This is a genomic window from Streptomyces sp. NPDC086519, assembly GCF_040686075.1.
GTDB lineage: Bacteria > Actinomycetota > Actinomycetes > Streptomycetales > Streptomycetaceae > Streptomyces > Streptomyces shenzhenensis.
Map to the genome: position 1 here is coordinate 19,340 of NZ_JBFBJL010000012.1, position 23,132 is coordinate 42,471.

The 23,132-nt window shown below is 67.9% G+C and carries 22 protein-coding genes and 1 pseudogene; 13 read left to right on the top strand and 10 right to left on the bottom strand.

Features of this window, described 5'->3' with window-relative positions; all coding sequences use genetic code 11:
• Positions 1-13 precede the first annotated feature (13 nt).
• The 3 genes from AB0P24_RS13700 (at position 14) to AB0P24_RS13710 (ending at position 3,744) form a co-directional block, all read left to right on the top strand.
• Positions 14-706 (top strand): type 1 glutamine amidotransferase domain-containing protein, encoded by a 693-nt coding sequence (locus tag AB0P24_RS13700; RefSeq protein WP_365793453.1) that lies wholly within the window; start codon positions 14-16, stop codon positions 704-706.
• 165 nt (positions 707-871) lie between these two features.
• Positions 872-2,389: an NAD-dependent succinate-semialdehyde dehydrogenase gene (locus AB0P24_RS13705; protein ID WP_365793710.1), complete on the top strand. Its 1,518-nt coding sequence runs from the start codon at positions 872-874 to the stop codon at positions 2,387-2,389.
• Positions 2,386-3,744, top strand: coding sequence for an adenylosuccinate lyase family protein (locus AB0P24_RS13710; protein WP_365793455.1), 1,359 nt, complete (start codon positions 2,386-2,388; stop codon positions 3,742-3,744). The genes AB0P24_RS13705 and AB0P24_RS13710 overlap by 4 nt, the downstream gene beginning before the upstream one ends.
• 214 nt (positions 3,745-3,958) lie before the next feature.
• Here AB0P24_RS13710 and AB0P24_RS13715 read toward each other — a convergent pair whose 3' ends face one another.
• Positions 3,959-4,945, bottom strand: a complete 987-nt coding sequence (locus AB0P24_RS13715; RefSeq protein WP_365793457.1) for a reverse transcriptase domain-containing protein — start codon at positions 4,943-4,945, stop codon at positions 3,959-3,961.
• Between AB0P24_RS13715 and AB0P24_RS13720 the strand changes: the two genes are divergently transcribed.
• The gene (locus AB0P24_RS13720; protein ID WP_365793719.1) at positions 4,875-5,027 is read left to right on the top strand and encodes a hypothetical protein; all 153 of its coding nucleotides are present in this window, start codon (positions 4,875-4,877) and stop codon (positions 5,025-5,027) included. The two genes, AB0P24_RS13715 and AB0P24_RS13720, sit on opposite strands and share 71 nt — an antisense overlap.
• Positions 5,028-5,769: 742 nt before the next feature.
• Here the strand turns inward: AB0P24_RS13720 and AB0P24_RS13725 are convergent.
• Positions 5,770-7,530: a hypothetical protein gene (locus AB0P24_RS13725; protein ID WP_365793459.1), complete on the bottom strand. Its 1,761-nt coding sequence runs from the start codon at positions 7,528-7,530 to the stop codon at positions 5,770-5,772.
• Positions 7,531-7,828: 298 nt separating this feature from the next.
• On the opposite strand from AB0P24_RS13725, the gene AB0P24_RS13730 reads away from it, so the two are divergent.
• The gene (locus AB0P24_RS13730; protein WP_365793460.1) at positions 7,829-8,173 is read left to right on the top strand and encodes a hypothetical protein; all 345 of its coding nucleotides are present in this window, start codon (positions 7,829-7,831) and stop codon (positions 8,171-8,173) included.
• Positions 8,174-8,441: 268 nt separating this feature from the next.
• Here AB0P24_RS13730 and AB0P24_RS13735 read toward each other — a convergent pair.
• Positions 8,442-9,451, bottom strand: a pseudogene (locus AB0P24_RS13735) (site-specific integrase); the annotation flags it as partial.
• 244 nt (positions 9,452-9,695) lie between these two features.
• On the opposite strand from AB0P24_RS13735, the gene AB0P24_RS13740 reads away from it, so the two are divergent.
• Positions 9,696-10,013 carry a hypothetical protein gene (locus AB0P24_RS13740; protein ID WP_365793462.1) on the top strand — a complete coding sequence of 106 codons (318 nt, stop codon included), beginning with the start codon at positions 9,696-9,698 and terminating at the stop codon, positions 10,011-10,013.
• A 108-nt stretch (positions 10,014-10,121) separates the two neighbouring features.
• Here the strand turns inward: AB0P24_RS13740 and AB0P24_RS13745 are convergent, their stop codons facing one another.
• Together AB0P24_RS13745 and AB0P24_RS13750 are read right to left on the bottom strand one after the other, a co-directional pair.
• Entirely contained in the window at positions 10,122-10,343 is a 222-nt protein-coding gene (locus AB0P24_RS13745) for a hypothetical protein (protein ID WP_365793464.1), read from the bottom strand.
• Positions 10,340-10,582, bottom strand: coding sequence for a hypothetical protein (locus AB0P24_RS13750; RefSeq protein ID WP_365793466.1), 243 nt, complete (start codon positions 10,580-10,582; stop codon positions 10,340-10,342). The genes AB0P24_RS13745 and AB0P24_RS13750 overlap by 4 nt, the downstream gene beginning before the upstream one ends.
• A gap of 281 nt (positions 10,583-10,863) precedes the next feature.
• Between AB0P24_RS13750 and AB0P24_RS13755 the strand changes: the two genes are divergently transcribed.
• Together AB0P24_RS13755 and AB0P24_RS13760 are read left to right on the top strand one after the other, a co-directional pair.
• Positions 10,864-11,265 carry a hypothetical protein gene (locus AB0P24_RS13755; RefSeq protein ID WP_365793468.1) on the top strand — a complete coding sequence of 134 codons (402 nt, stop codon included), beginning with the start codon at positions 10,864-10,866 and terminating at the stop codon, positions 11,263-11,265.
• A 65-nt stretch (positions 11,266-11,330) separates the two neighbouring features.
• The gene (locus AB0P24_RS13760; RefSeq protein ID WP_365793470.1) at positions 11,331-11,789 is read left to right on the top strand and encodes a hypothetical protein; all 459 of its coding nucleotides are present in this window, start codon (positions 11,331-11,333) and stop codon (positions 11,787-11,789) included.
• Between the two features lie 137 nt (positions 11,790-11,926).
• On the opposite strand, the gene AB0P24_RS13765 is transcribed toward AB0P24_RS13760, so the two are convergent.
• Positions 11,927-12,256 carry a hypothetical protein gene (locus AB0P24_RS13765; protein ID WP_365793472.1) on the bottom strand — a complete coding sequence of 110 codons (330 nt, stop codon included), beginning with the start codon at positions 12,254-12,256 and terminating at the stop codon, positions 11,927-11,929.
• 303 nt (positions 12,257-12,559) lie between these two features.
• Here AB0P24_RS13765 and AB0P24_RS13770 point away from each other — a divergent pair, with 303 nt between their 5' ends.
• Positions 12,560-12,748 (top strand): hypothetical protein, encoded by a 189-nt coding sequence (locus AB0P24_RS13770; RefSeq protein ID WP_365793474.1) that lies wholly within the window; start codon positions 12,560-12,562, stop codon positions 12,746-12,748.
• A 228-nt stretch (positions 12,749-12,976) separates the two neighbouring features.
• Positions 12,977-13,408 (top strand): hypothetical protein, encoded by a 432-nt coding sequence (locus tag AB0P24_RS13775; RefSeq protein WP_365793476.1) that lies wholly within the window; start codon positions 12,977-12,979, stop codon positions 13,406-13,408.
• A 511-nt stretch (positions 13,409-13,919) separates the two neighbouring features.
• On the opposite strand, the gene AB0P24_RS13780 is transcribed toward AB0P24_RS13775, so the two are convergent.
• Positions 13,920-14,210: a DUF6221 family protein gene (locus tag AB0P24_RS13780; RefSeq protein WP_365793478.1), complete on the bottom strand. Its 291-nt coding sequence runs from the start codon at positions 14,208-14,210 to the stop codon at positions 13,920-13,922.
• A 351-nt stretch (positions 14,211-14,561) separates the two neighbouring features.
• Between AB0P24_RS13780 and AB0P24_RS13785 the strand changes: the two genes are divergently transcribed.
• On the top strand, positions 14,562-16,250 hold the full coding sequence (locus AB0P24_RS13785) for an RICIN domain-containing protein (RefSeq protein ID WP_365793480.1): 1,689 nt from the start codon (positions 14,562-14,564) through the stop codon (positions 16,248-16,250).
• A gap of 265 nt (positions 16,251-16,515) precedes the next feature.
• Here the strand turns inward: AB0P24_RS13785 and AB0P24_RS13790 are convergent, their stop codons facing one another.
• Genes AB0P24_RS13790 through AB0P24_RS13800 form a run of 3 tightly spaced genes read right to left on the bottom strand, consistent with a single transcriptional unit; the run spans position 16,516 to position 18,307 of the window.
• Positions 16,516-16,938, bottom strand: a complete 423-nt coding sequence (locus AB0P24_RS13790; RefSeq protein WP_365793482.1) for a non-reducing end alpha-L-arabinofuranosidase family hydrolase — start codon at positions 16,936-16,938, stop codon at positions 16,516-16,518.
• A 56-nt stretch (positions 16,939-16,994) separates the two neighbouring features.
• Positions 16,995-17,780: a hypothetical protein gene (locus AB0P24_RS13795; protein ID WP_365793484.1), complete on the bottom strand. Its 786-nt coding sequence runs from the start codon at positions 17,778-17,780 to the stop codon at positions 16,995-16,997.
• On the bottom strand, positions 17,777-18,307 hold the full coding sequence (locus AB0P24_RS13800; RefSeq protein ID WP_234543360.1) for a SigE family RNA polymerase sigma factor: 531 nt from the start codon (positions 18,305-18,307) through the stop codon (positions 17,777-17,779). The genes AB0P24_RS13795 and AB0P24_RS13800 overlap by 4 nt, the downstream gene beginning before the upstream one ends.
• Positions 18,308-18,909: 602 nt before the next feature.
• On the opposite strand from AB0P24_RS13800, the gene AB0P24_RS13805 reads away from it, so the two are divergent.
• Both AB0P24_RS13805 and AB0P24_RS13810 read left to right on the top strand, forming a co-directional pair.
• Positions 18,910-20,847 carry an autotransporter gene (locus AB0P24_RS13805; protein ID WP_365793486.1) on the top strand — a complete coding sequence of 646 codons (1,938 nt, stop codon included), beginning with the start codon at positions 18,910-18,912 and terminating at the stop codon, positions 20,845-20,847.
• Between the two features lie 176 nt (positions 20,848-21,023).
• Positions 21,024-22,802: a sigma-70 family RNA polymerase sigma factor gene (locus tag AB0P24_RS13810; RefSeq protein WP_365793488.1), complete on the top strand. Its 1,779-nt coding sequence runs from the start codon at positions 21,024-21,026 to the stop codon at positions 22,800-22,802.
• The last annotated feature ends 330 nt before the right edge of the window (positions 22,803-23,132 follow it).

Consider the following 23,132-nt stretch of genomic DNA (forward strand, 5'->3'; position numbering starts at 1 on the left):
GGAGGTATTGCTCATGAGCAAGGTCCTGATCGTCATGTCGGCCGCGGACGTCTGGGTGCGTACCGACGGTTCGCGCTACCCGACCGGGTACTGGGCCGAGGAAGTGGCCGCTCCGCACGAGAAGTTCGTCGAGGCTGGTTACACGGTCGACTTCGCCTCCCCGGGAGGTGTGCTGCAGCCGCTCGACCGGCACAGCGCCGACCCCGAGATCGCCGGTGAGGACTGCGCACGCCATGTGGCGCACGCCGAGAAGGCGCTGCGTGACTTCGGTCCGCTGCTCAGGCTCGACGAGGTCGACGTCGACGACTACGTCGCGATCGTCCTGCCCGGCGGTCATGGTCCGGTCGTGGATCTCTTCGAAGACGCCGACCTCGGCCGCCTTCTCATCGATGCGGACAGGACTGGAAAGCCCATCGGCGCGGTCTGCCACGGCCCGGCCGCCCTGCTCAGCGCCGTGGACGAGAACGGCAAGTGGATCTTCGCCGGACGTGAGATGACCGCGTTCACCGACGAGGAGGAACGGCTGTTCGGAACGGCCGACGGCGCGCCCTGGCTGCTGGCCGGCCGACTGCGGGAACTGGGCGCGATCCACTCCGGTGGCTCGCCCTACCAGCAGTACAACGTGCAGGACGGCAACCTCTTCACGGGCCAGAACCCTGCCTCCAGCGCCCGCATGGCCGAAGACCTGATCACCACACTCGGCTGAATCCAGCACAGCAGTACGCGTCAGTGCGGTGTCGCGTACTGCTGCTGCCATTTGGCCGGCCCGCTGTCGGTGTCGCCTTGTCCTTCTCAGACAGACAAGCGACACCGGCAGCAGCTCTACCTGCTTCCCCTGCTGTGATCAACCACGAGGAAGAGTTCCATGAACATGACCACACCCAAGTGCGACGTCATAGGCCAACTGGAGAAGGGGGTGTTCATCGCCGGCCGATGGCGGCCGGCGGCAGAGGGCGCGACGTTCCCGGTGGAGAATCCCGCCACCGGCGAGACGTTGTGCGAGGTGTCCGACGCTGTCCCGGAGGACGCGCTCGCCGCGCTTGATGCCGCCAGCGCCGCACAGTCCAAGTGGGCGGAAGTCCCCCCGCGCCACCGGGGCGAGATCCTGCGTCGCGCGCATGATCTGCTGATCGAGCGCATGGAGGAGTTCGCGCTGCTCATCACCCTGGAGATGGGCAAGTCGCTGGCCGAGTCACGGGCAGAGGTCTTGTACGGCGCGAACTACTTGCGCTGGTTCGGTGAGGAAGCCGTCCGTATCGACGGCAGCTGGAAGGTCAGCGAGGACGGTACAGCCCGCGTTCTGGTCACCCGCCATCCGGTGGGCCCCTGCCTGCTCATCACCCCATGGAACGCCCCGCTGGCCATGCCGGCCCGCAAGATCGGACCGGCCGTGGCAGCAGGCTGCACGATGATCGTCAAGCCTGCGGCACAGACACCGCTCACCACAGCCGCGCTCGCCGACGTACTCACCGCAGCCGGACTGCCCGATGGCGTCCTCAACATCATCCCGACCACTCAGGCCGCTGCGGTCACCGAACCCCTCCTGCGGGACGGCAGGCTTCGCAAGCTGTCGTTCACCGGCTCCACCCCTGTCGGCCGCCTCCTGCTGTCACAAGCGGCCGACACCGTACTGCGGACCTCCATGGAACTCGGAGGCAACGCACCGTTCATCGTCTGCGAGGACGCAGACATCGACACCGCAGTCGACGGCGCAATGACCGCCAAGCTCCGCAACATCGGCGAGGCCTGTATCGCAGCCAACCGCTTCCACGTCCACGCCGACGTCGCGGAAGAGTTCACCCGGAAGCTGGTGGATCGCATGGGCACGATCGTCGTCGGAGCGGGGACCGACCCCGCCGTCGACCTCGGACCGTTGATCGACGACATCCAGCGCCGCCGCGTCGCCGACCTCGTCGACGAAACGATTGCCGCCGGCGCCCGCGCACGGGCAGGCGCTCTTGTACCGGAGGGTCCGGGCTACTTCTACCCCCCGACCGTTCTGACCGACATCCCCGCCGAAGCGCGGATCACCCGGGAAGAGATCTTCGGCCCGGTCGCTGCAATCCAGACGTTCACCACGGAGGAGGAAGCTCTCAGAGCGGCCAACGACACCGAATTCGGCCTCGTCAGCTACCTCTACACACAGGACCTGAACCGGGCCCTGCGCATGAGCGAGCAGCTCGAAACCGGCATGGTGGGTCTCAACCGAGGCTACGTGTCCGACCCCAGCGCCCCGTTCGGCGGCATGAAGCAGTCCGGGGTCGGCCGTGAAGGCGGCAACACCGGTATCGACGAGTATCTGGAACAGAAGTACATCGCCATCAACATGGCACCTCCCTCGGTGCGAACCCCGCCCGGCACACAGCAGGCGGTGGAGAACGTCCGATGAGCAGCAGCACTGTCTTCGACTCCCTGTTGTTCCGGGACATGTTCGGAACCCCCGAGATGCGTGCCATCTTCAGCGATGAGACATACGTGGAGACGGTCGTGCGTGTGGAAGTGGCACTGGCGCAGGCACAGGCCCGCGTCGGCATCATCCCGCAGGCATCTGCGGACGCCATCGCCACGCTCTGCGACCCCGCGCAGCTCGACCATGAGCAGCTGCGTCGTGACACTGACAATGTCGGGTATCCCATCCTCCCGATCGTCACCCAACTCGCCGCGCAGTGCGGGGATTCCGGCGGGTACCTGCACTGGGGTGCGACCACCCAGGACATCATGGACACCGCGACAGTCCTGCAGTGCGCCCAGGGCCTGGGAATGATCGCCGCCAGCCTCGGCCGTCTCCGGGACGAGTTGCGGCAACTGGCCTCCACACACATCAACACTGTCACCGCCGGCCGCACTCACCTCCAGCACGCTCTGCCCGTCACTTTCGGATACCGCGTCGCCGTATGGCTCTCGGCACTGGACCGATACGCCGAGCGTCTCGCCGACGTGCGACGACGCGACCTGATGGTCCAATTCGGAGGAGCCGTCGGCACCTTGGCCTCTCTCGGACCAGGACCCGAAGCTCTGCGCATACGTGCTGAACTCGCCGTGGAACTCGGTTTGCGGGACCCCGAAATCACCTGGCACGTGGCGCGGGACGGTCTTACGGAAATCGTCTGGCTCCTCGCTGCCATCGGCGCATCCGTTGGGAAGATCGGCATGGACGTCGCCCTGATGTGTTCGACCGAGTTCGGGGAACTGGCCGAGCCATACGTCAAGGGGCGTGGCGCGAGCTCCACCATGCCGCAGAAGCGCAACCCCATCTCCAGTGAACTCATGGTCGCTGCTGCGAAACTTCTGCGGGACAAGTCCTCAGCCATGCTGGATGCGGCGATGCAGGACTTCGAACGCGCCACCGGTCCCTGGCACATCGAATGGGCCGTCATCCCAGAAGCGTTCCTGCTGCTGTCCTCCTCCCTCGCCCAGGCGACCCACACGGTGGCAAACCTGGACGTCGACACTGCCCGAATGCGTGAAAACCTTGGCCTCAGCGGAGGGCTCATCCTCGCCGAGGCGGTCATGATGGCCCTCGCGCCTGACCTCGGCCGTCAACGGGCCCACCACATTGTCTACGATGCCTGTGCCCGGGCCGCGGAAAGCGGTACCGACCTGGTCGATGAGCTGCTCAGGACCCCGGACGTCGTCGTGAGCCTCGGCGAAGATCGGATCCGGCAGCTGAGCGACCCTTCCGTCTATTTGGGCAATGCCCAGGCCATGACCCAGTCCGTCATTCATCGACGCGCGAGTAACTGATCAGCCTGCACGAGTGCGGCGGAGGGACGATCGCCGTATTCGTGCCCTCGGAGGCGGTGATACAGCAGGCTCGGACATGGCCGACCCGATCACATGCGGGACCAATTCGACGCGAGAACGGTCCGTGGCTTCCACCTCGATCTGAACTCGGCAAAATGACCATTCAGTTCCCTGGATTGCGACACAATCCGATCTTGATTGAGATGCTCTCCGATCAAGCCCGCGCGACCGGGCGACTCGATCGCTTCGCTCGACCGAGCCGTACGAGCGTGGGTAGTCGGCTCGTCGGTACCGGTCGCCGACGTTCGAGGCGGTTCTTCCTGGCGCGGAACGTGTACCCCAGGAACGTGAACGCCGTGTGCTCGAACGAGCTGCGGCGGTGGTCGTCCTTGCGGTAGACGATCCGGGTCTTGTCCGGGTGCATCTGCAACCCGACTTCGACCGTCCTGTCCCTGAGCGCGGCCAGGACCTCGCGGGCCTGGCGCTCAGTGACGCAGTGCAGCACCGCATCATCCGCGTAGTACTCGAACCAGATGGTGGGAAACTCCCGTTCCATGTCATCCCCCGCTTCCCCGCCGACGTCGTCCAGCAGCTGGCCAGCGACACCGCCGACTGGGAGGCCCGCGTGTTCTGGCGCGACGGATACGCCGAAGTCCGCGTCGAGGACGGCGGCCCCGACGCCGAGCCCTGGATCGAGCTGTGTCTGCCCGACACCTACGGCCGCTTCCAGATCGGCGACCGTTCCTGGGTATGGCAGGCATACGCCACCATCAACACGGCCAAGGCCGGGCACCGCATCCACGCCCTGTTCCAGGAGCGGCCGCACACCCTCGAAGCGCTGGCCGAAGTCCCGCCGATCCTCGAGGCCGCCGGCCTGGTCGTCGGCCGCGCCCACCCGCACGGCGAGGAACGCAACGACCTGCCCCGCCCGGACCGCTTCGTGGACCCGGCAGCCGCAGCCCGCCTGATCCACCAGATCCACCAGATCCACCACGGTTGCGAAGGCGACCAGGACCTCCTGGACCGCATCGTCGCGGTCATCGACCACACCGCCGTCGACTGACCCGGCCCGGAAGAAGACACCTATGCCCTCCATCCCGCCCGGGGACGACCGACGTACATTCGGACACATGGACGACCAGCTGGCACGCATCGACCCCACCACCGATCCCTCCACGGCGGCGGTCATCCTGCGCTGCATGCCGAACCAGGTCGGCCCCTGCCCGCGCTGCCAGGGCCTGACGGCGCGCTGCGGGCCCAACGCCCAGGTCGTGTGCCCGTAGCGCGAGAGCCGCTGGGCTTCCCTCAGCGACCCAACAGGGCGCGCGCAGACGGCCAGAGGCCCCAAGGGGTCTGCGGTGCTCACCGTTTCACCGACTGCAGCTGGCCTCAGCAGACTCCCCCACCCTCGTTCCCAGGCGCCTCTGTGGGGCCTTCATGGGAACGTCATGGGAACGGAAGGCCGAGTAAAGACAGGGAACGATCAGGCAGGTGCGGAAAGCTATACCACGCTGACCAGCCTGAACGGTGAAGCCAGTGAAAGGCCATCACAGACAGGGCATGCCATAGACCCTCTCCTAAAGCGGGTGTCGCAGGTTCGAATCCTGCCGGGGGCACACGATGAAGGGCCAGCTCAGGAGGGGTTTCCCCCTCAGGCTGGCCCTTTATTCTGTGTGCACACGTGCTACCAATGCCACGTGGATCGTGTGCTGATAGATCAGCGCGCCAGCGAGCTGCTGTGTCCCGGGCGTGTCATCAGCTCCAGACCTGTTGCCTGCGCCTCGGAAGGTTGTGGAGGTTTAGCCCGCCTGTGGCGCCCACGGGCCTCCGGAACGGCCTGACACAGTCGTCCCGCAAGCTGCTCGTCAAGCCGCCCGGCTGCCACCCGGGCAGACACGTGACCGGTTACGGTCAGGCGCAGCGAACCCCTTCAGGTGGCACGTGTGTTGCACGCGAGGCGCGGTCGGTCAACTTCCGGTCCCGGACGTCGAGCACCCCCTTGGCGGGAACCCGGCACCTTGTGTGTCACTGCCTGACGGTGAAGTACTGCCATGCGCCCCAAGTGCTGAGGTTGCCGGTGTCCTTGCTGCTGTGGACGTACTCGGCCCGCATACGGAACTTGCTGGTGACCGCATTGGTCAGGCTCAGCGTCGCATAGCCGGCGCTCGTCGTGCTGAGCGTGTGGCAGGAGGATGTGCTCTGCGTGTGCCAGGCACCGCCGTAGTACCGCTGGGTCTGGAATCGCACGCACTGGCCGGCCTTGTCGGGCGTGACCGTGGCGTTCAGCTTGGCCTTGGCGGTGTGGTGGTAGACCCGGTAGAGGAGGCTGCCGTAGTGGGTACTCCCGTAGTAGCCGCTCAGCGACTCGGACACCTTGGCGTAGGCCGACGCGGTACTGAAAGCCGTGTTAGGGGCGTAGCGGTAGTCACCGGCGAAAGCTGCGGTGAAGGTGGTCTTGCGGGTGAGCTTGTAGGTCGCGGCCAGGTTGCCGTGGCTGTCCACCGTGCCAGTCGTGACCAGCGCCTTCTTGCCCCCGTAAGGCTGGGCGTAGACCGCGAGAGTGCGGCCGTTGTAGGTCGTGCCGAGGCGGGCGGTGACCTTTGCGGTCGCGCCGTAGGCGTACGACGGAGCGTTGGTGGTGACGGACACCGCGGTGGCACTGCGGGAGACCTGGACGGTGGCGGACGCGTTGACGGTCTGGTGGGTGGAGTCACCCGGGTAGGTCACGGTGTAGGTGTTGGCTCCCCCGACCTGCGGGACGTCGGTGATGCTGAAGGTGCCGTCGGCGGACAACGACGCATCGGGCAGCGCCATACCAGCGGGATGGGCCAGGTCGCTCTTGACCACGTGAACGACCTCACCGGATGGGTACGGAGCCGCCGACAGCTGCCCCGAGACGGCCAGTTGCGCCGCCCGGCCGACTGTCGCCGGGGCGGTGAGGTCGAGGGTGGGCAGAACCGGGGGCGGGAGCTGCCACGGAACCGTGAACGTGTACGCGGCCGGCGACTGCGACCGGTTCCCGGCCGCGTCGGCCCCAACGACGTAGAGGGTGTGGACACCCCAGGACAGGGCGACCGTCACACTGCCCTTGCCCTCCGCGTCGACGGGAACCCGGGCCGCGCCGATGCCGGGCTGCTGGTCGAAGGCGTACTCGAAATGGTCCAAGCCGCTGGCCTGGCAGTCCGGAGTCCCCGCCTCGGTGCACCCGGCGGGCAGGGGATCGCCGGTGGAGCTGAAGCTGAACGTGGTGGGCTGCCCGGCGGCCTTCGTGGGCGTTCCCGGGCTGCCCGCCGGGGGGAAGTCCGGGTTGGTGACGACCGGGGTGGGGGGCGGGTTTCCGTCCAGCCTGAAGTAGCAGGGTGCGGTCGGATTCGAGTACGCCGTCCCGTCGTACGTCGACGCGTGCCAGCCGTAGGTGTGCCCGTCCGCCAGTGGCAGCGGGACGTACACGGATTGGAAGAACACCGGCAGCCCGGCGGCGGACCCGTCCGCCGCCTGCGAACCGTCCACGTCCCACGCGTGGACGACCCCCTGGTACGTCACTCCGTTCACCGTCGGCCGCGGTACGCCGATGGAGACGGTCATGCCCGCGGGCGGCGGACTGGACACGGTGGCCCAGGCCGGGCTGCTGTCGCTGCCGCAGTTCGCACCGACCGGCACCGTGGGCGTCGGCAGTGCCGGGTCGATCGGGGTCTCGTCGGCGGCTGCTGCCGCTGGTAGCGCTGCCATCACCGCGCCGGCCAGCAGAAGCGCGAGCCAGCCGCGTTGGTGCACGGTTCGATTCACAGGTGTCTTCATTTCAGGCTGGGCCGGGCCGGTCAGTGTCGAGTGCCTGTGCTCGCGGCGGGGTCAACGCGCATGGATCCGGTCGTGCAAACGGCGGTTGCTCGTCTTTCCGGCACCTGGCCGTCCGTCCCCCGTTGCTGCGGCACAGAACCGCGGAGCACGCGGAGCGTAACACCGCCTCGGACGACCTCAGCGGTCCTTGATCAACCATTTACTGGATGGGGTACTTGGCTGTCCACACGTCTTCCGCGGCGCCCCTGCCGATCGTCTGGCCGGCCAGGCGGTCTTCCGCTCCGCCATGCAGCAGCCCACGGCGTTCCGCTACGGCGGGTCCGTGTCCGTCGTGGCGGTGGACGGCACGGCAGGGCTCGGGAAGACCGCGCGCGTCGTATGCGCCGCTCATGAGATCCGCCGCCACTACCCGGACGGCTGCCTGTTCGTGGATCTGCGACACAGCATGCGAGGGCAGAAGTTCTCGCCACCGTCGTCGGCCATGCGGTGGAACTCGGCAAGACAGACCATGCCTGTTGGACCGCCGAGATGCCGACTCGGCCGCGCCTACCTCAAGGCAGGCCGCGTCGCCGAGGAACACGAGCAGTGCCGGGCCGCGCAGGCGATCGAGAGGCGCGAGGACCGCGCATAACTCGTCACTGAGTCGGCTCATGGGGTGTCCCCGCGGAACGGATTCAGCACATATGAGCGCGGAAACAACATGAACACGCGAGAACTACGGAGGGGTGTTTCGCCGGGCCAGACGCATTGAGTCCCACGTTTCCACAGGTCACAGCCCTGTCCAGGGAAAACTCCTAAAGCGGGTGTCGCAGGTTCGAATCCTGCCGGGGGCACCAGGTCAGAAGGGGACGACCTCCGGATATCCGGAGGTCGTCCCCTTCTGACATCAACGAGGGCGGTCACTCACGACCGGGGCGCCTCTTCCTGTTCCTGAGCAGCCGGTCCATGTGGCTCATGGCTTCGCGCTGGGTGTCCTGGACGACGTGGGTGTACACGTCCATGGTGATGCTGATCTGGGAGTGGCCCAGGATCTCCATCACGACGCCGGACGCGACCCCGGCCGCCGTGAGGAGGGTGGCGGTGCCGTGGCGGGCGTCGTGCAGCCGGATGACGCGGAGGCCGGCGGACTCGGCGGCGCGGGTGAAGGAGCGGTAGAGGTTGCGCGGCTCGACCGGGCGGCCGGTGCGGGTGGCGAAGACGTAGTCCGACGCATGCCACCTCTCCCCCGCCTTGGTACGGGCAGCTGCTTGCCACATGCGATGCCAGCGCAGGGGCGCGATGCAGAGGGCGGGCCGCGGGACGGCTCGGCGACGGCGGCTCTTGGGATCGTCGTCGTACAGGACGCCACGGCGGCGCTGGACCTGGTGGCGGACGTAGAGGACGCGGTTGTCGAGGTCGAGGTCAGACCAGCGGAGGCCGACGATCTCTCCCCGGCGCAGGCCCATGGCGATGGCGAGGACGAAGGCCGCGTAGAGCGGGTCCTTGCGGGAGGCCGCGAGGAAGTCGAGCGTCTCGTCCAGGGTCCAGGGGTGCAGCTCGGGCGTGTCCGTGCGGGGCGGCTCGATGAACTTGGCGACGTTGCGCGTGATGAGTTCCTCGCGGCAGGCGGAGGACAGAGCCGAGCGCAGAACTCGGTGCGATTCCTTGGCGGTTGCGGCAGTGCTCTCCTTCTCCAGGCGGACGAGGAAGCGGCGGACGTCGGCGACACCGAGGGATTCGAGGCGCTTGGCGCCGAGGAGGGGCACCAGGTAGAGCCGGACGTGTGCCTCTTGTCGAAGGTGCCGAGCTTCCGTCGGGGCTTGATGACGTTGTCCAGCTGGTACGGCAGCCACTCGGAGAGCTTGGCGGACTTGGTGGGAACGGGCACGCCCTGGTCCACCTTGTCGAGCAGCTCGCGGCGCTTGGCGTCGACGATCCGGCCGGTGGTCTTCCTTCCGCTGGCACATCGACAAGGCGCCCAAGTCCTGTGCTGTACATACGCCTTCAAGCCCCACGCAGGGTCCTCACCATCGGGCGAGCCTGATTAGGGTGCTTGCATGAAGGAGACGGACGGGACAAGACGCAGGCCCAGGCACCTCGGAGAACTTGCCGATGTGTACGACTTCCTGGAGGAAGTCCGACTCCGACCAGGTATGTGGATTCACCGCAGCTCCTTGCAGCACCTGAACTCCATGCTCATCGGCTACCGGGTTGCCTTGGGCATCCACGACATCGCGGAGCCCTTCGACTTCTGGAACCCCGGCACCCAGGGCGGCTTCTCCGAGTGGCTGTGGCAGCGCCTGGGCCGCCATTCCGCCCTCGGCTGGGCAAGGGAGATCGAGCGCGAAGCGGAGCGACTTGGAAGGCCCGTCATGGAGATGTTCTTCGATCTCCTGGACGAGTTCCACACCACCAACCACCAACTCCGGGACGAACCAGAGACCAGCACCCGGGCGGAGGCCCAACAGCCCCTCGTTCCAGTGTTCGACTGACATCCAACGCTGACATCAGCGAGCGCGGACGGCGGCGGCACTCGGCAACCTCATCCGACACCGGTGCCCAACGTGGGTCTCTACCAGAACGAGGGTAGATCGAACTCCTCAAATCGGGTGTCCACTGTGGAGTTGGGCATCAACGATCCGCCGCACATCAGCGAACCGCTCATCCTGCCGAGTCCCACCTGCCAGACCACTCAGGGCGTACGCCGAGTACGTGAACCCGTCCGTCGTGTGGAACTGCGCACCCCAGTTGCCGAGGCTCACCGCGCTGACACGCGACCACGGCAGACGTTGAGTGCCCCAGGGATTCACCATGACGATCATGTCCGGCGTGAGTTCCAGGCGTATGCGAAGGAGACCCCACCAGGCGAAGAGGCCGAACCCAGGGCGACGGCAGTAGCGATCCCCGCAGAGCTCACGGACTGCGTGCCCGGGTGGGAGAGCACGCCCAGCCAGGCGGACAGCGCCCCGCACGCTGGGCCGGCGGCCAGTACGTAGCCCATGAGCCGGCCCGACCAGCCGACCCACCACACACCGATGACGCCGTCTCGCACATCACCCATAGTTCGAATGATCCTCGTCCGTGCCCCGCAACGGCAGCGACCGAGCCACGACGCCGCACCCATGGCCGACCGCCGGTAGTTCGGGGCGGAGTGCTCGTGCCAGAAGCGTGCCGGGTTGTAGGGGGAACACCGGGGAACCAGTCGACCGCCCACCGAGCCCCCGACGCTGGTCCATCGCAGGTCAGCCCGAGAGCGCGCCCTAGATGCCCTTAACTTCCCAAGCTGAGGTTCTCCCATGAAGACAGGTCTTGCTGTCAGCCCTGCGTTGTACGGTCCGCTCCATGGCTGAGAGACCGACGACGAACTGGCGCAAGGGCATAGCCGAGGAGGCCGCGGAGCTTGCCGCCGGCACCCTGGATCCCGACTGCGCGTGCATGGTCGAGCTGTTCCCCGAAGAGCTCTTGCTGGAGACCGATGCCGTCCTCGACGTGTTCGAGGCCGAGTTGCCCACGCTCGCCGAAGGAGACGACGCACGGATCTTCGCCGCAGTGGAGCGCGTCGTCCTGGCCCTGAACGCCGTGAACGACGCTCACGACGAATGCGCCTTCGAAACCGATGAACGCGAGCAACTGTGCGCCTACATCGATGAGGCGCTCACCGAGCAGGGAGTCGACGTCGCGACCCTGACCGCCAGGCGGGGCCTCGGTCGGCACGAGCTCACGGACCGGTGGCGGGACTGGTGAGCAACCCCTCGTCGTAAGGTATCAGGCGGACTGTGGCCAGCAAGAGAAGTGTCTACGATCGCGCGGTGAGCTACGACATCTACTTCTTGAGCCGGCGCGACGGGCAGTCATGGGACGAGGTCCTGGAGGCGATGGAAGACGCGGCCGAGCACAGCGAGCCGATCCCCGCCCGCCTCCTTGAAGCTTGGGACCGCATAGTCCCGCAGGCCCGGGTGCTACTGGGCGAAGTGGACATCACGGAGTACGAGCAGGAGTCGCGGGACCTTAGCCACTCGGGCACCGGCATCGACCTGTCTGTCTTCGGTGACGAGGTGAGCATCACGGTGCCCTACTGGCATGCAGGGGACGATGCTGCGGTCGCACTCGGCAAGGTCTTCACCCTTTCAGCCATCATCGAGAAGGAAACCGGACTGACGGCCTACGACCCCCAGATGGAACGTCCGCTGAAGGAGATACAACCGCAAGGCGCGACCGAGCTGATGTCGAAGATCACCGAGGATCTGCGCAGCCGCTACGGTGGTTGATCATCCGCCGAAAGAGGCGTGGCGGAGGCCGGTGGGGATGCAGCGAGGCACACGCGCGACTGATCGGTCGGCGAACCCGCCATGGTGGCGGACTGTCGTCGGCTGAGGTACAGGCACCGATGATTCCCCGGCTCCGTTCAATGCGAAGGCGCGAAGTCGGCGGACTGGTCGAGGTGGAAGGCCGAGCCCGGAACCGTCGGAGTCCAACCCTCACGCAGGGCGAGCCGAACAGCCGCGGCGACACCGGACGGCAGCACAGGCTCAGCCTCGCGACCGATCCAGTTGCTCGGATGCGGCTGATCGGTGGAGACCACGAGCGTCGCTCCCGGGGTGTCCGCATGCTCGACCGCCAACGTGCATGGCGACCATGCCAGCCCCTGGGAGTACGTCGGCCTGCCTCGCAGCCGCCAGCGGTAGGGCGTGCCGTCGACATCGATCTGTCGTGATCCCTTGCGGACCAGTGCCATGCCTCCCCCTTCAGCAGCAACGATGCTAGCGAGTCCGGCCCCACCCTCCGTCTCAGTTTCCGTCTCACTCAGCGACGTTCACGGCCGTTCAGACGAGACCGTAGCCCGTAGCCGCTCCCGCGCCCGACCGGCCATGAACGCAGGTGAACGGACCCGTACGCGGCCAAGCGAGGCACCACAGTTGGAAAGCGTGTAGGCCGGCAGTTGCATACTCCCTCGCCGCTCGGCCGCAGCCCACGTATGGTCACGCATCGGGAACCAGTCGTTGAAGCACGGCACGAACGGTGCTGGGGCAGGGGGACTGTGAGCAGGAGACGCTACGTCGCCCGGGGTGTGCCAGGTGGATACCGGATCTGGGACAACCGAGGACGTCGATGGTGGGGCGATCTCTATGAATTGTGTCCTGACGATCTCGTGGCCGAGCTCAACGGTCAGGCGGACCACACACGGATCACTGCCCTGATGAAGCACTACAGGGCGCAGAAGCGATAGGTTCCAACGAAGCGGAGATGACGCATGCGCGCTTACAAATGCACCAGATCGGGCGGGGGACAGCGGGGACTCACGGTGGAAGCAGCCAGCCCCGACGGGGCGGCGCTCCGGCCGTTCGCCCAGGTCAGCGCCCGAACCAGCCGCAAGTGATCGCAGCTTCCCAAGCCGATAGCGCAAGGCGGTGCGCGCACCGCAACTGGAGCCGGAGTCAGCGGGCTGGGAGGGAGAATGGGCAAAGGCATCATCGATCTGTGGCTGGCGAATGAGCGGCCGGCCGTGGATGGGGTGTTCCGTGCGGACGGTTCCGCGTGGGCGGTCGACGTGGACGGTCCTGAGCTTTCGTGGTTCGACATCGGCGAGCCGCTCGACCTGGATGAGTTGCTGATGGAGGATCGGGAGCGGCTGACGAGAGCCGACGTGCATCCGCAAGGTCTGGCGCAGTTGCCGGACGGGGCGGGGTATGTGTGCTGTGGGGATGGCTCGCTGGGCTCAGAGGGTTTCTTCGCGCGGCTCGACCAGTACAAGGGCCTGGTGTGGCTGGTGTCGTTGCTGAACTCCAACCCGTTCGAGCAAGCGGATGTCCACGGCTCACTGGCCACTTTCACCAACAACCTCGGCAACTCCCTCACCATCGACCTGACGAACCCGTACTTCACCTGACGCTGAACCCGCGGTCCAGCACATCCTGGTCGTCCGCCGTTGATCGACCCGTGCCACATCCGTGCCAGAACGGGTGAGGTCTTACGGGAAATGAGGCGAGGCGCCCAACTCCGGTACAGCAGCGAAGTACAGCAACCACCGTGACCGCATCCGACCGTCCACAACCGTCTATGGCTGGCTGACCAGCCCACTGGACCTGGATGACTAACCGGCCGGGAGTTCGGGAGGAAGAGGTCGTGCCAGACGTGTGCCAGATTGTACGGGGAACCGCGGGGAACACCGGGGAAGCAGCGGACCCGGCTACCGGCGCCAGCTCCTTCCGTCGCAGATCAGCTCAACAGCAGGCCCTAAATCACCTCAGCTTCCCAAGCTGAGAGCGCGAGTTCGATTCTCGTCACCCGCTCCAGCAGAAACCCCCAGGTCAGAGGCCCGGGGGTTCTTTGTTGTCTAGACCGGTCGGAGGGGCTCGCACCACAAGCGCACCACTAGAGATCCGCCTGCGTGGTGACCTCTAGGGCCGCCACTCCTCTCGATAGCCGGGACGCTCGGCGTAGGACTGGGCGAGGACGCGCAGCGCGTATGCGAGCCCGGGTATGCGCGAGTCCGTGGGATCCATCGTCTTGAAGTCCCGTGCCAGCATGTCGATCAGGTCGAGCATCGGCAGATGGCTGTCGAGAAGGGCCTCGCCGCCAAAGGTGTGAGCCACGTAGGCATAGGCGTGGTTGTCCTCCTCGTTGCGTGCGCGGAGGAACCTCAGCAGGTCGTCCATGAGCTCATCCTCCCGTGCCGTCTGCGTCGTCACCGACCTGCTTGGCTTCCCCTGCGCTGTGGTGTTTCGCACGCTCGGCGCGGACCAGGTCGTCGAGAACGATCTCTAAGACGAAAGAAGATTCCGTGGCTCTTCGCGGCAACCTTTTCGGCCTCTCGGACCACTCAGCGTTGTCCGGCCAAGTGGTCCGGTCAGATGCAACGGCTGAAAGAGAGCACAGACATGTCCCTGGAACGAGAGCACAGACATGTCCCCGGCCCACCCACGTCATCGGTGGCGTCCCGCGTCGGCGGCCACCGTGCCGACGGCGGCGCGCGCGGTGGCCGCCCGAAGCATCGTGGCCGTCGGTTGCTCGCGCGTCGGGGTCTCTGGGCGGGTCTCACCATGGTGGTCGTGGCCGGCTCGGCTGTCGTGGTCAGCCAGGCTTCGGCGCAGCAAAAGACCCTGGATCTGAAGAAGTGGTACGTGCTGGTCAACCGCAACAGCGGCAAGGTGCTGGACGACCGCGCTTTCGCCAAGAACGACGGCGCGGCGGTGGTGCAGTGGACGCGCCACGGCGGCGCCAACCAGCAGTGGCGGTTCATCGACGCGGGTGACGGTTACTACCGGTTGCAGAACCGGAACTCCGCCAAGGTGCTGGACGACCTCGGCTGGTCGAAGACCGCCGGCTCCGCCATCGTGCAGTGGAAAGACCTGAACGGCACCAACCAGCAGTTCAAACTGGCCAAGTCGCCGGACGGCTACGTGCGTTTGGTCAATCGCTTCAGTGGCATGGCCGTCGATGTCCACAACGCCGCGAAAGCCAACGGGAGCGGTGTCGTCCAGAACCGCGACCGGGGCGGCGCCGATCAGCAGTGGCAGCTCGTCCCGGCCGGGAGCGTCGACGGCTCCGATACACCCACCCCGCCGAGCAGCAGCGTTCCCACCAGCCAGGCTCCGAGCGGCGGCTCGCAGCCGTCGTCGACGCCGTCTCCCGCGACCGGTGGCGGCAGCTCGACGACACGTTTCATGGGCAGCAGCACGGTGCTCATCGGCGGCTCCATGTCCGACGCCTCGGCGACCGCCGCGCCGTTCGACGTGCGGTACGCCTATGTGCACAGCCAGCCCGCGCCCTCGTCGGACTACTACTCGGCAGCGCGCTGCCACGACGGTTGGTCGGGGTGGTGGGGCTGCTGGAACGGCAGCACCACGGCGCCCGGCACCTACGTGACCTGGCGGGACAGCGTGGCGGCCCAGGCGACGTACAAGGGCAGCCCGCGTCCGCAGAAGATGCTCTGGACCTGGTACTCGTTGCGCGACCTCGGGGATGCGGCGGGCCAGGGCGACGGGCCAGGCGAGGTCAAGGCCATCAACCGGCTTGACCTGCTCACCCGGTACCTGAACGACTACCGTTTCTTCCTCCAGAAGATCGGCACGTCGCACGACGCGATCGACCTCGAACCCGACTTCTGGGGCTACGTCCGGTCGCTCGGCGATCCGCACAAGGTTGCCGCGCAGGTCTCGGCCGCGAATCCGACGGATTGCGGATCACAGGAGAACAGCGCCGCCGGACTCGCCCGCTGCCTGATCTCGATGGCCCACAAGTACGCGCCGAACACCGCCGCGGGGCTCCACCTCACCTGCTGGGACTGGCAGAACAACACCCAGGGATGCGTCAAGGACTACGCGAGCCTCGGGGCGCAGAACGCCGACTTCCTGGTCTCCGACGTGTCGGACCGCGACGCGGGCTGGTACGCACAGCCGGCCCACGGCGGCAGTGACCACTTCTGGACCGACCAGAAGGCCGCCGCCGCGCTGCAGTTCTACAAGACGATGTCCGAGTCCGTGGGCAAGCCGGTGGTCCTGTGGCAGATCCCCGTGGGCAACATGACGCAGAACAACACCCTCAACCACTACAAGGACGACAAGGTGGACTGGTTCTTCGCACACATGGACCAGGTTGCGAACGCCCATGTCGCCGGGCTGCTCTTCGGTGCAGGGCAGCAGGAACAGACCACGGTCGAAACCGACGGCGGAAACCTGATCAACAAGACGATCGCTTACCACAACTCGGGCGGTACAGCGCTCAAGTAGGCGAAGGCACGAATGCGCCCCCATCTCACCGATGGGGGCGCATTCGTCATCTTCGCCGGGCTGCGGACAAGGGGATCACGGTGCTGACGCGTGACGGCAGAACGCCGAACCAGGACGTCGGCGCCCACGCCCACACCGGCAGGACCAGGAACCCACCCATCAGCCCGACAAGCCTCGCCGAGCCTCCGTCTGGTCCCCAAACGACGGGAACCCCAGCCGGCGCACGGCTGGGGTTCCTCGACGAGGCAGTGAGCAGCGGTCGGCGCTACAGGGTGAGGACGCCCGGCCGCCACGGCAGTCGGTCGTAGGGGCCGGTCGCGGTGGCGGACTTGCCCTGGTAGAGGAACTGCGGGTGGCAGGGGTCGATGGTCATGGTCTGGTCGGGGTTGGTGCGGACCAGGTCACCATGGCTGATGTCGTTGGTCCAGGTGGCACCGCTGTTGGCCTTGCCCGCGAACGGGCTGCTCTCGGTGGCGGCCTGCGGGGCCCACGGACCGCTCAGGCTCGTGGCGGTAGAAGAGCGGAAGTAGCGCTGCTCGTTCGCGCCCCGAGCCTCGACGATCATGAGGTACTGGTTCTGGCCCTGGACCTTGTAGACCTGCGGCGCCTCGAACAGGTTCTTCGTCGTGTCGCTCATGACCGTCGTGTACGACGAGCCGAAGCTGCCCGGGAAGTTCCCGATCGGCATGCTCGACCATCGAGTTGTGCGGCAAGGAGGCTCGTCCCCTTGCCGCACAGCGACGTTCACCGGGTCGGGACGAACCCTCCCCGGACCGACGAGGAGCCGCCCGAACCCTGCCCGTCGACGCGGTAGCCGTCGCCCGCGGCACTGCGGACGCTGGTGCCGTTGTTGAACTGCGCGGCGAACTCATGGCTCCCGGCCGGCACGGTCAGGCCCGGCTTGAGGACCCAGCGGTAGACCAGCGTGCCGTCGGCCTCCTGAACGGTGACGGTGAAGTCACCACTCGGCAGGGTCTGCCAGGTGCCGGTGTTCTTCACCCCGCCGGTCTGTACGATCCGCATCTCGACCGTGAGTGAGTTGAGCGGCTGGGTCGTTTTGAGGGCGAGGTTGCTCTGCGTCCAGTAGACGGTGCTGCCCGGGTCCACCGAGCCGGCCGCCCACAGCGGCCCGTGCTGGCTCTCGCCGGCGGTCGGCGATGGACTGGGGGCCGGCGGAGTCGGGCGCGCGCTGCCCGGGGTGGTGGCCGGGGCCGGCGCGACAGGGGTGGGGCGGGCCGATGTCGGGTGCGGGGAGCCGGCGGTCGGGGACGGGGTGGCAGGCACGGTCACGGTGGCCGACGGCGACGGGGTCGCGACGATGGCGGCGACGGCAAGGCCGCCGGTCGCCAGGATGCCGGCGGCGGCGAGCCCGGCGAGCGCGACCCTGGTCCCGGACCTCGCGAAAGGCCGCGCGCGGTGACGGACGGCGGGGCCGGCCATGCCGCGTTGCACCCGGGCCAGCATCCTCGCGCGGTCGGGCCGGTGGGCCTCGGTGGCCTCCCGCAGCTGACGGGCGATCTCCTCGTTCACCGGTTCCTCCTCCCTGCCACCAGGTCCCCGGCCGCTCGTGCGCCCAGTGTCCTTTCCAGCTCGGCCATTCCCTTCGAGGTCTGGCTCTTCACCGTGCCGACCGAGATGCCCAGCGCCACCGCGGTGTCCTTCTCCGACAGGTCGAAGGCGTGCCGCAGCACCACGCAGGCGCGTTTGCGGAACGGCAGCCGGGCGAGCGCCGCGCGGACGTCCAGCACGGCCGCCATGTCCGGCCCCTCCACCTTCTCGGGGCTGCGGGACCAGAACAGCGTGATCCGACGTCGCTCCCGCACCGTGCTGCGGATCCGTCCCCGCGCCAGGTTGGCCACCACACCGCGGGCGTAGGCGAGCGGGTGGTCGGCCTGCCGCAACCGGTCCCAGCGCTGCCACAGGGCGACCAGGGCATCCGCCGCGAGGTCGTCCGCCGCGTCGGTCTCGCCGGTCAGCAGGTAAGCCAGACGGGCGAGTTCGGCATAGTGGCGTTCGAAGAATTCGTGGAACTCCGCGGACGCGTCATCGAGGACCATCCCTCGGTCGCCCTCTCCTGGCAATGATGTGCGCGTTGGTTGCGCGTTCAACAACGGGGAGCGCAGCCTAACAGTGCCCAGCCCTGGATTCGAACGGCGGTCGTGCTCGGTTGCGGGGCGGTGAAGGCCGACCGGCGGGCTGGTCAATGCCGGGCGAACCGGATGCCGGTCGGCTGCGCGACGTCGGGCTGCACGACGGTGCCGCGACGGCCAGCCGCTCCCCGCAGATGTCGGTGATCCTTACACCGGTTCCGCTCCCGGTGGACGGCACGCCGGCACGCCGACGACCAGCAGCGCCAAGGGAACGCCCGTGACCAGTCCGCGCCTGCGCCACGGTTGCGGCGCGGCGTGCTTCGTTTCCCTCATGCCCGTCCATCCGGTAGCTCGACTCGGCCTTCCGGTTCCCAGTTGCCGCAGAGGCCGAGAAGGTTGCCGCCCCGACGCTGTTTTCTCGGCGACCTGTGCACGGCACGAAAGGGAACCGTTCCCCAGGGCGTAGGTGGCATGGAGAACTTCTCCGGGCTTTTTTGAGATCCCGGTGGCCGGCCACCGGTCTTCACGTCCGTAAGGATCACCAGCACTTCAGGAAGCACCCTGACTCGATGAAGCGATCTTGGCACCTTGTCCTGGCGTCAGCCCTCGTCGCGGGAGCTGTCACACCGGTGGTTGCGGTGGGCAGCGCGGTCGCCGCGGACGGCGACATCACCTCGGCCGTCCTGGCGAACCGCGATGTCGTCCTGACCGGCGACGCGGTCGTGCGCGTCCCGCAGGGAACCCACACGTACACCGGCGTGATCAGCGGTGAAGGGGCCCTTCGCGTGTCCGGCACCGGCACGCTGGTCCTCGCCAAGGACAGCACCTTCACCCTGCCGCTCTCACGGCAGCACCAGAGGGTCCGGATCCCGGGCGGCAACCACCCGTACGTGGTGGTCGGCAGTCCCGACGAGCCCGCGGTCACCGTGGACGCGGGGGCAACCCTCCAGTACGGCACCGGCGGTACGACCGGCCTGATCGGGTCCTTCCCGTACAACACGCCCGGCTACCAGCAGAACCAGGACAACATCCGGGTGGACGGCACACTGCGTCTGTCGCTGACCCGGCTGTTCAACCTGGGCGTCATCAGCGGCTCCGGCCTGGTCACCCAGCCCCGGAACATGTGGGGAACGCTCCAGATCTGTGGCACCAACCCGTTCTCCGGCATCTTCGACAACGGCACGGGCGTCAACTTCGCGAGCACCACCTGTGCCGCCGAACTGCCCAACGCCCGCGCCGTCGTCAACCGCGGTTCATGGATCATCGACACCCCGCTCAACCACACTGTCGTACAGCGGCAGAACTTCTACAGCCACGAGTACGGCAACGACGTCAACGTGCACTCCCGCCCGGGCAGCAAGGTGATCCTCACCGGCGTCTACAGCTGGAGTGACAGCGGCGACGGGGTGGCGCCGTCGCTGAGCGACCCCGGACTGAACTGGCGGCCCGTGGCCCACAAACTGAACAAGCGCGGCACCAACATCGAGGGCGCCGACGTCCAGTGGGGCGACGGGACCACGCACCAGATCTTCATGCCCGGCACGGCGCAGACGGTCTACATCAACCTGCACGCCAGACGGCAGCGCTCCCGGCTCACCTTCGACTACAACGGACCGGTAACCCTGGGCGCGCCCATCGGCGGCGGCATGTATCACGACACCCTCAGCGCTCCCGGCGCCGGGGACGTCGTCATCGCCGGCACCAGCGGCAACGACGTGACCTTCGCAGCAGCGCAGTACTACGACGGATCCACCACCATCGAGAGGAACGCGACCCTCCGTCTCGGCTCCGGGACCGCGGACGGCGACGGGAGCCTCCACACCGGCGGAGCCCTCGACCGAGTGATCGACAACGGTTCACTCGTGCTCCGCAACACCGGGACACCCACCGTCCTCCCGGCGGTGACCGGTGCCGGATCGGTGACGCAGAGCGGAGCCGCCGCCACCACCGTCACCAGCGCCGCCTACAACGGCGCCACCACCGTGGCCAAAGGCAGCCTGATCGTCTCCGGGACCTCTCTGCGGACATCCAGCGCGGTCGCTCTGACCGGTTCCTCGGCCGTCCTGGATCTCAGCAAGGCACGCGACACGACCCTGCGCAGGCTGCGGGTCGTCACAGGCGCGAAGATCCTTCTTCCCCGGAACTCCCCTGAGCTGACCGTCGGTTCGACGACCGCAACAGTCTCCGGTAACGGTCTCGCCATCGGCGGGGAGCGCTTCTCCGTCAGCCGCGGCGACGCCCACACCGTGCTCACCGCTCTCCCGTCCACCACGACCGCACACCCGTCCTCCACCGCGAGCGGACCGGCACCCTCCCCCGCCCGGACCGGCCGAGCGGCCACGCCCCTGGGCTCCTCCACCGGCACCATGGCGGACACCGGCAGCCACTTCGGTGCTCTGTGGGCCGTCACAGGACTGGTGGGCGTCGTTCTCGCCGGCATCGCCGCGGTCTTCGTCTTCGTGCGCGGCCGCTCGCGTCCGCGCACGTCCCCGCGTCACTCCCGCTGATCCCCGGTCGCCACGGATTCCACCGGCCCGCCCATGGCTGTCGGCGCTCACCCCTTACGATGACTTCGCTGCCACGGTGTGTGCGACACCGACGGCGATTGCCCGAGGGCCCCCGCACCCCGGCTCGGTCGGCGCGAGCGGGGCTTCGTACCCGCGTCAGGTCGAAGGGAGACCCGATGCCAAGGCATGCCGCGCCCGCGGCCGACGTGATAGCCGCGGCTCGGGCCGGCGATCGCGGCGCCCTGGAAGAGCTCAGCTCCCGGACGCTTCCGCTGGTCTACAGCGTCGCGGCGCGTGCACACCCGTACCGCGACGACGTCGACGACATCGTCCAGGAGACGATGATGCGCATCCTGCGCGGCATCGGGGGACTGGAGCGCCCGGAGGCGTTCCGGTCCTGGGTGATCACCATCACCGTGAACGAGGTCCGCGACCACATCCGCAGGCGCGGCAGGAGGGAGACGACGGGAGCGGCGTTCGACGCGGCTGAGCACCGGCCCGACCCGGCCGCCGACTTCGCCGAGGGGGTCATCCTCGACCTGCGGCTGTCCGGGCAGCGCGAGGAGTCCGTGCGCGCGACCCGTTGGCTCGACGAGGACGACCGGGAGCTGCTGTCGCTGTGGTGGCTGGAGACGGCCGGCCGGCTCGCCCGGGCCGAGCTCGCCTCCGCTCTGAACATGACCGGCCATCAAGCGGCTGTGCGGGTGCAACGCATGAAGGAACGCCTGCACACCTCCCGCGTCATCGTCCGAGCCCTCGCGGCCGGGCCCGCATGCGGGGAACTGACCCGGCTCACCCTGGACTGGAACGGGGCTCCCAGCGGCCTGTGGCGCAAACGCCTCGGCCGCCATGTGCGGCAGTGCCCGCGGTGCGTGCGCCACGAGGAAGGCATGCTGGCCCCGGAAGGACTGCTGGCGCCCCTGGCCCTCCTGCCCGTGCCGGCGGCACTGCTGGCCTGGCGCCCGTGGCTGTCCGCGGGAACGCACGCGGCGGCGGCCGGCCATGCCGGCACCACGGCCACTTCAGGCAGCGGGAGTTCCACGACGGCAGGGACCGCAGGGACCGCAGGGACGAGCCTCACCGCGAAGGCCGTGGTGGCGGCGAGTGCGCTGCTCGCCGTGGGCGGTGGCGTGCTCGTGTACGCGGCCCCATGGTCCAGCCCGTCGGCGCGTCCGGCCACCGCCCCGACGGCTTCCGGCCCGGCATCCGCGGCCTCACCCACCGCATCCGCATCACCGTCGAGGCCGGCACCGGTACAGGGCTCGGCCGTCTCGCATCCCTCGCCCCGGCCCCGGCCCCTGCCCCGGTACGGGTCCGTGGTCGACACCGTGGACAGCGCGCCGCCACCGGACCGGCCGCCCGCCGCATTGCCCCACCGCCCGCAGACCGCGGTGACGATGACGGGGCTCAAGAGACACCTGGACGGCTACCAGCTCGTCCACCGCGGGGACACGGTGGTACTGCGCGGGAAGGGCTACTTCACCGTCCACTGGGACCTGATGTACGGGCTGCGCCCCGGGCTGCTGACCATGCCCTCGTGGACCGGACTGCGAGGAAGGCTGTTCCACGTGGCCTCGGGCGGTGGCCACCGCATGGACGACCGCCAGCCGGGCGCGACCGCCGGCGGCACCTGGATGGGCAACCGGCAGCAAGGACTGATCACCCTCCCGCCGGGAGCCCAGCAGATGTGGCAGAACGAGTACTACTACCTCGACGGCAGCGTCACACTCCACCTCAACGAAACCCAGGCCGACTACAACCTCGACGTCCTGCCCTCCTCCTGGCAGCAGACAACCGACGACATCGCCAGTCCCCCGGCCCCGCACTCCGCCGACCGCGAACGGTACGGACTCGTGCGCGACACCGGCCGCGACGACGCCCCCGTACCGCAGTACACCACCCGCTCCACGCCGACCGAGGCGGGTACCGTGCCCCAACGCTCCGTCGTGTCCTGACCCTGGGCGGTTGCCCAGGCGGGCGGCGCCCTTGCCGAAAACTTGTCCGCCCTGGCGGGAGCCGGTGTGCGGTTCGGCGACCGCGGCCGCTTGCGCCTGTGCTCTCCCGCAGCCGGCGATCAAGAGCCGCATGCCCTCCGCATGCCCCAGCTCGCATCGACCGACCGCGTCAGGGTTGCTCGGGTGTCAGGTGGAACGCCGTAGGCGCGGGGCGCGGGAAGCTGCCCGCGCCTCTGGTGGCTGCCCTCAGGATCTGGTGCGGCGGAAAAGGTGGCCCGAGAGTCAAGGGGGCGTCAATTCCACGTGTTTCGGGTGGTGTCGGGTCAGAAC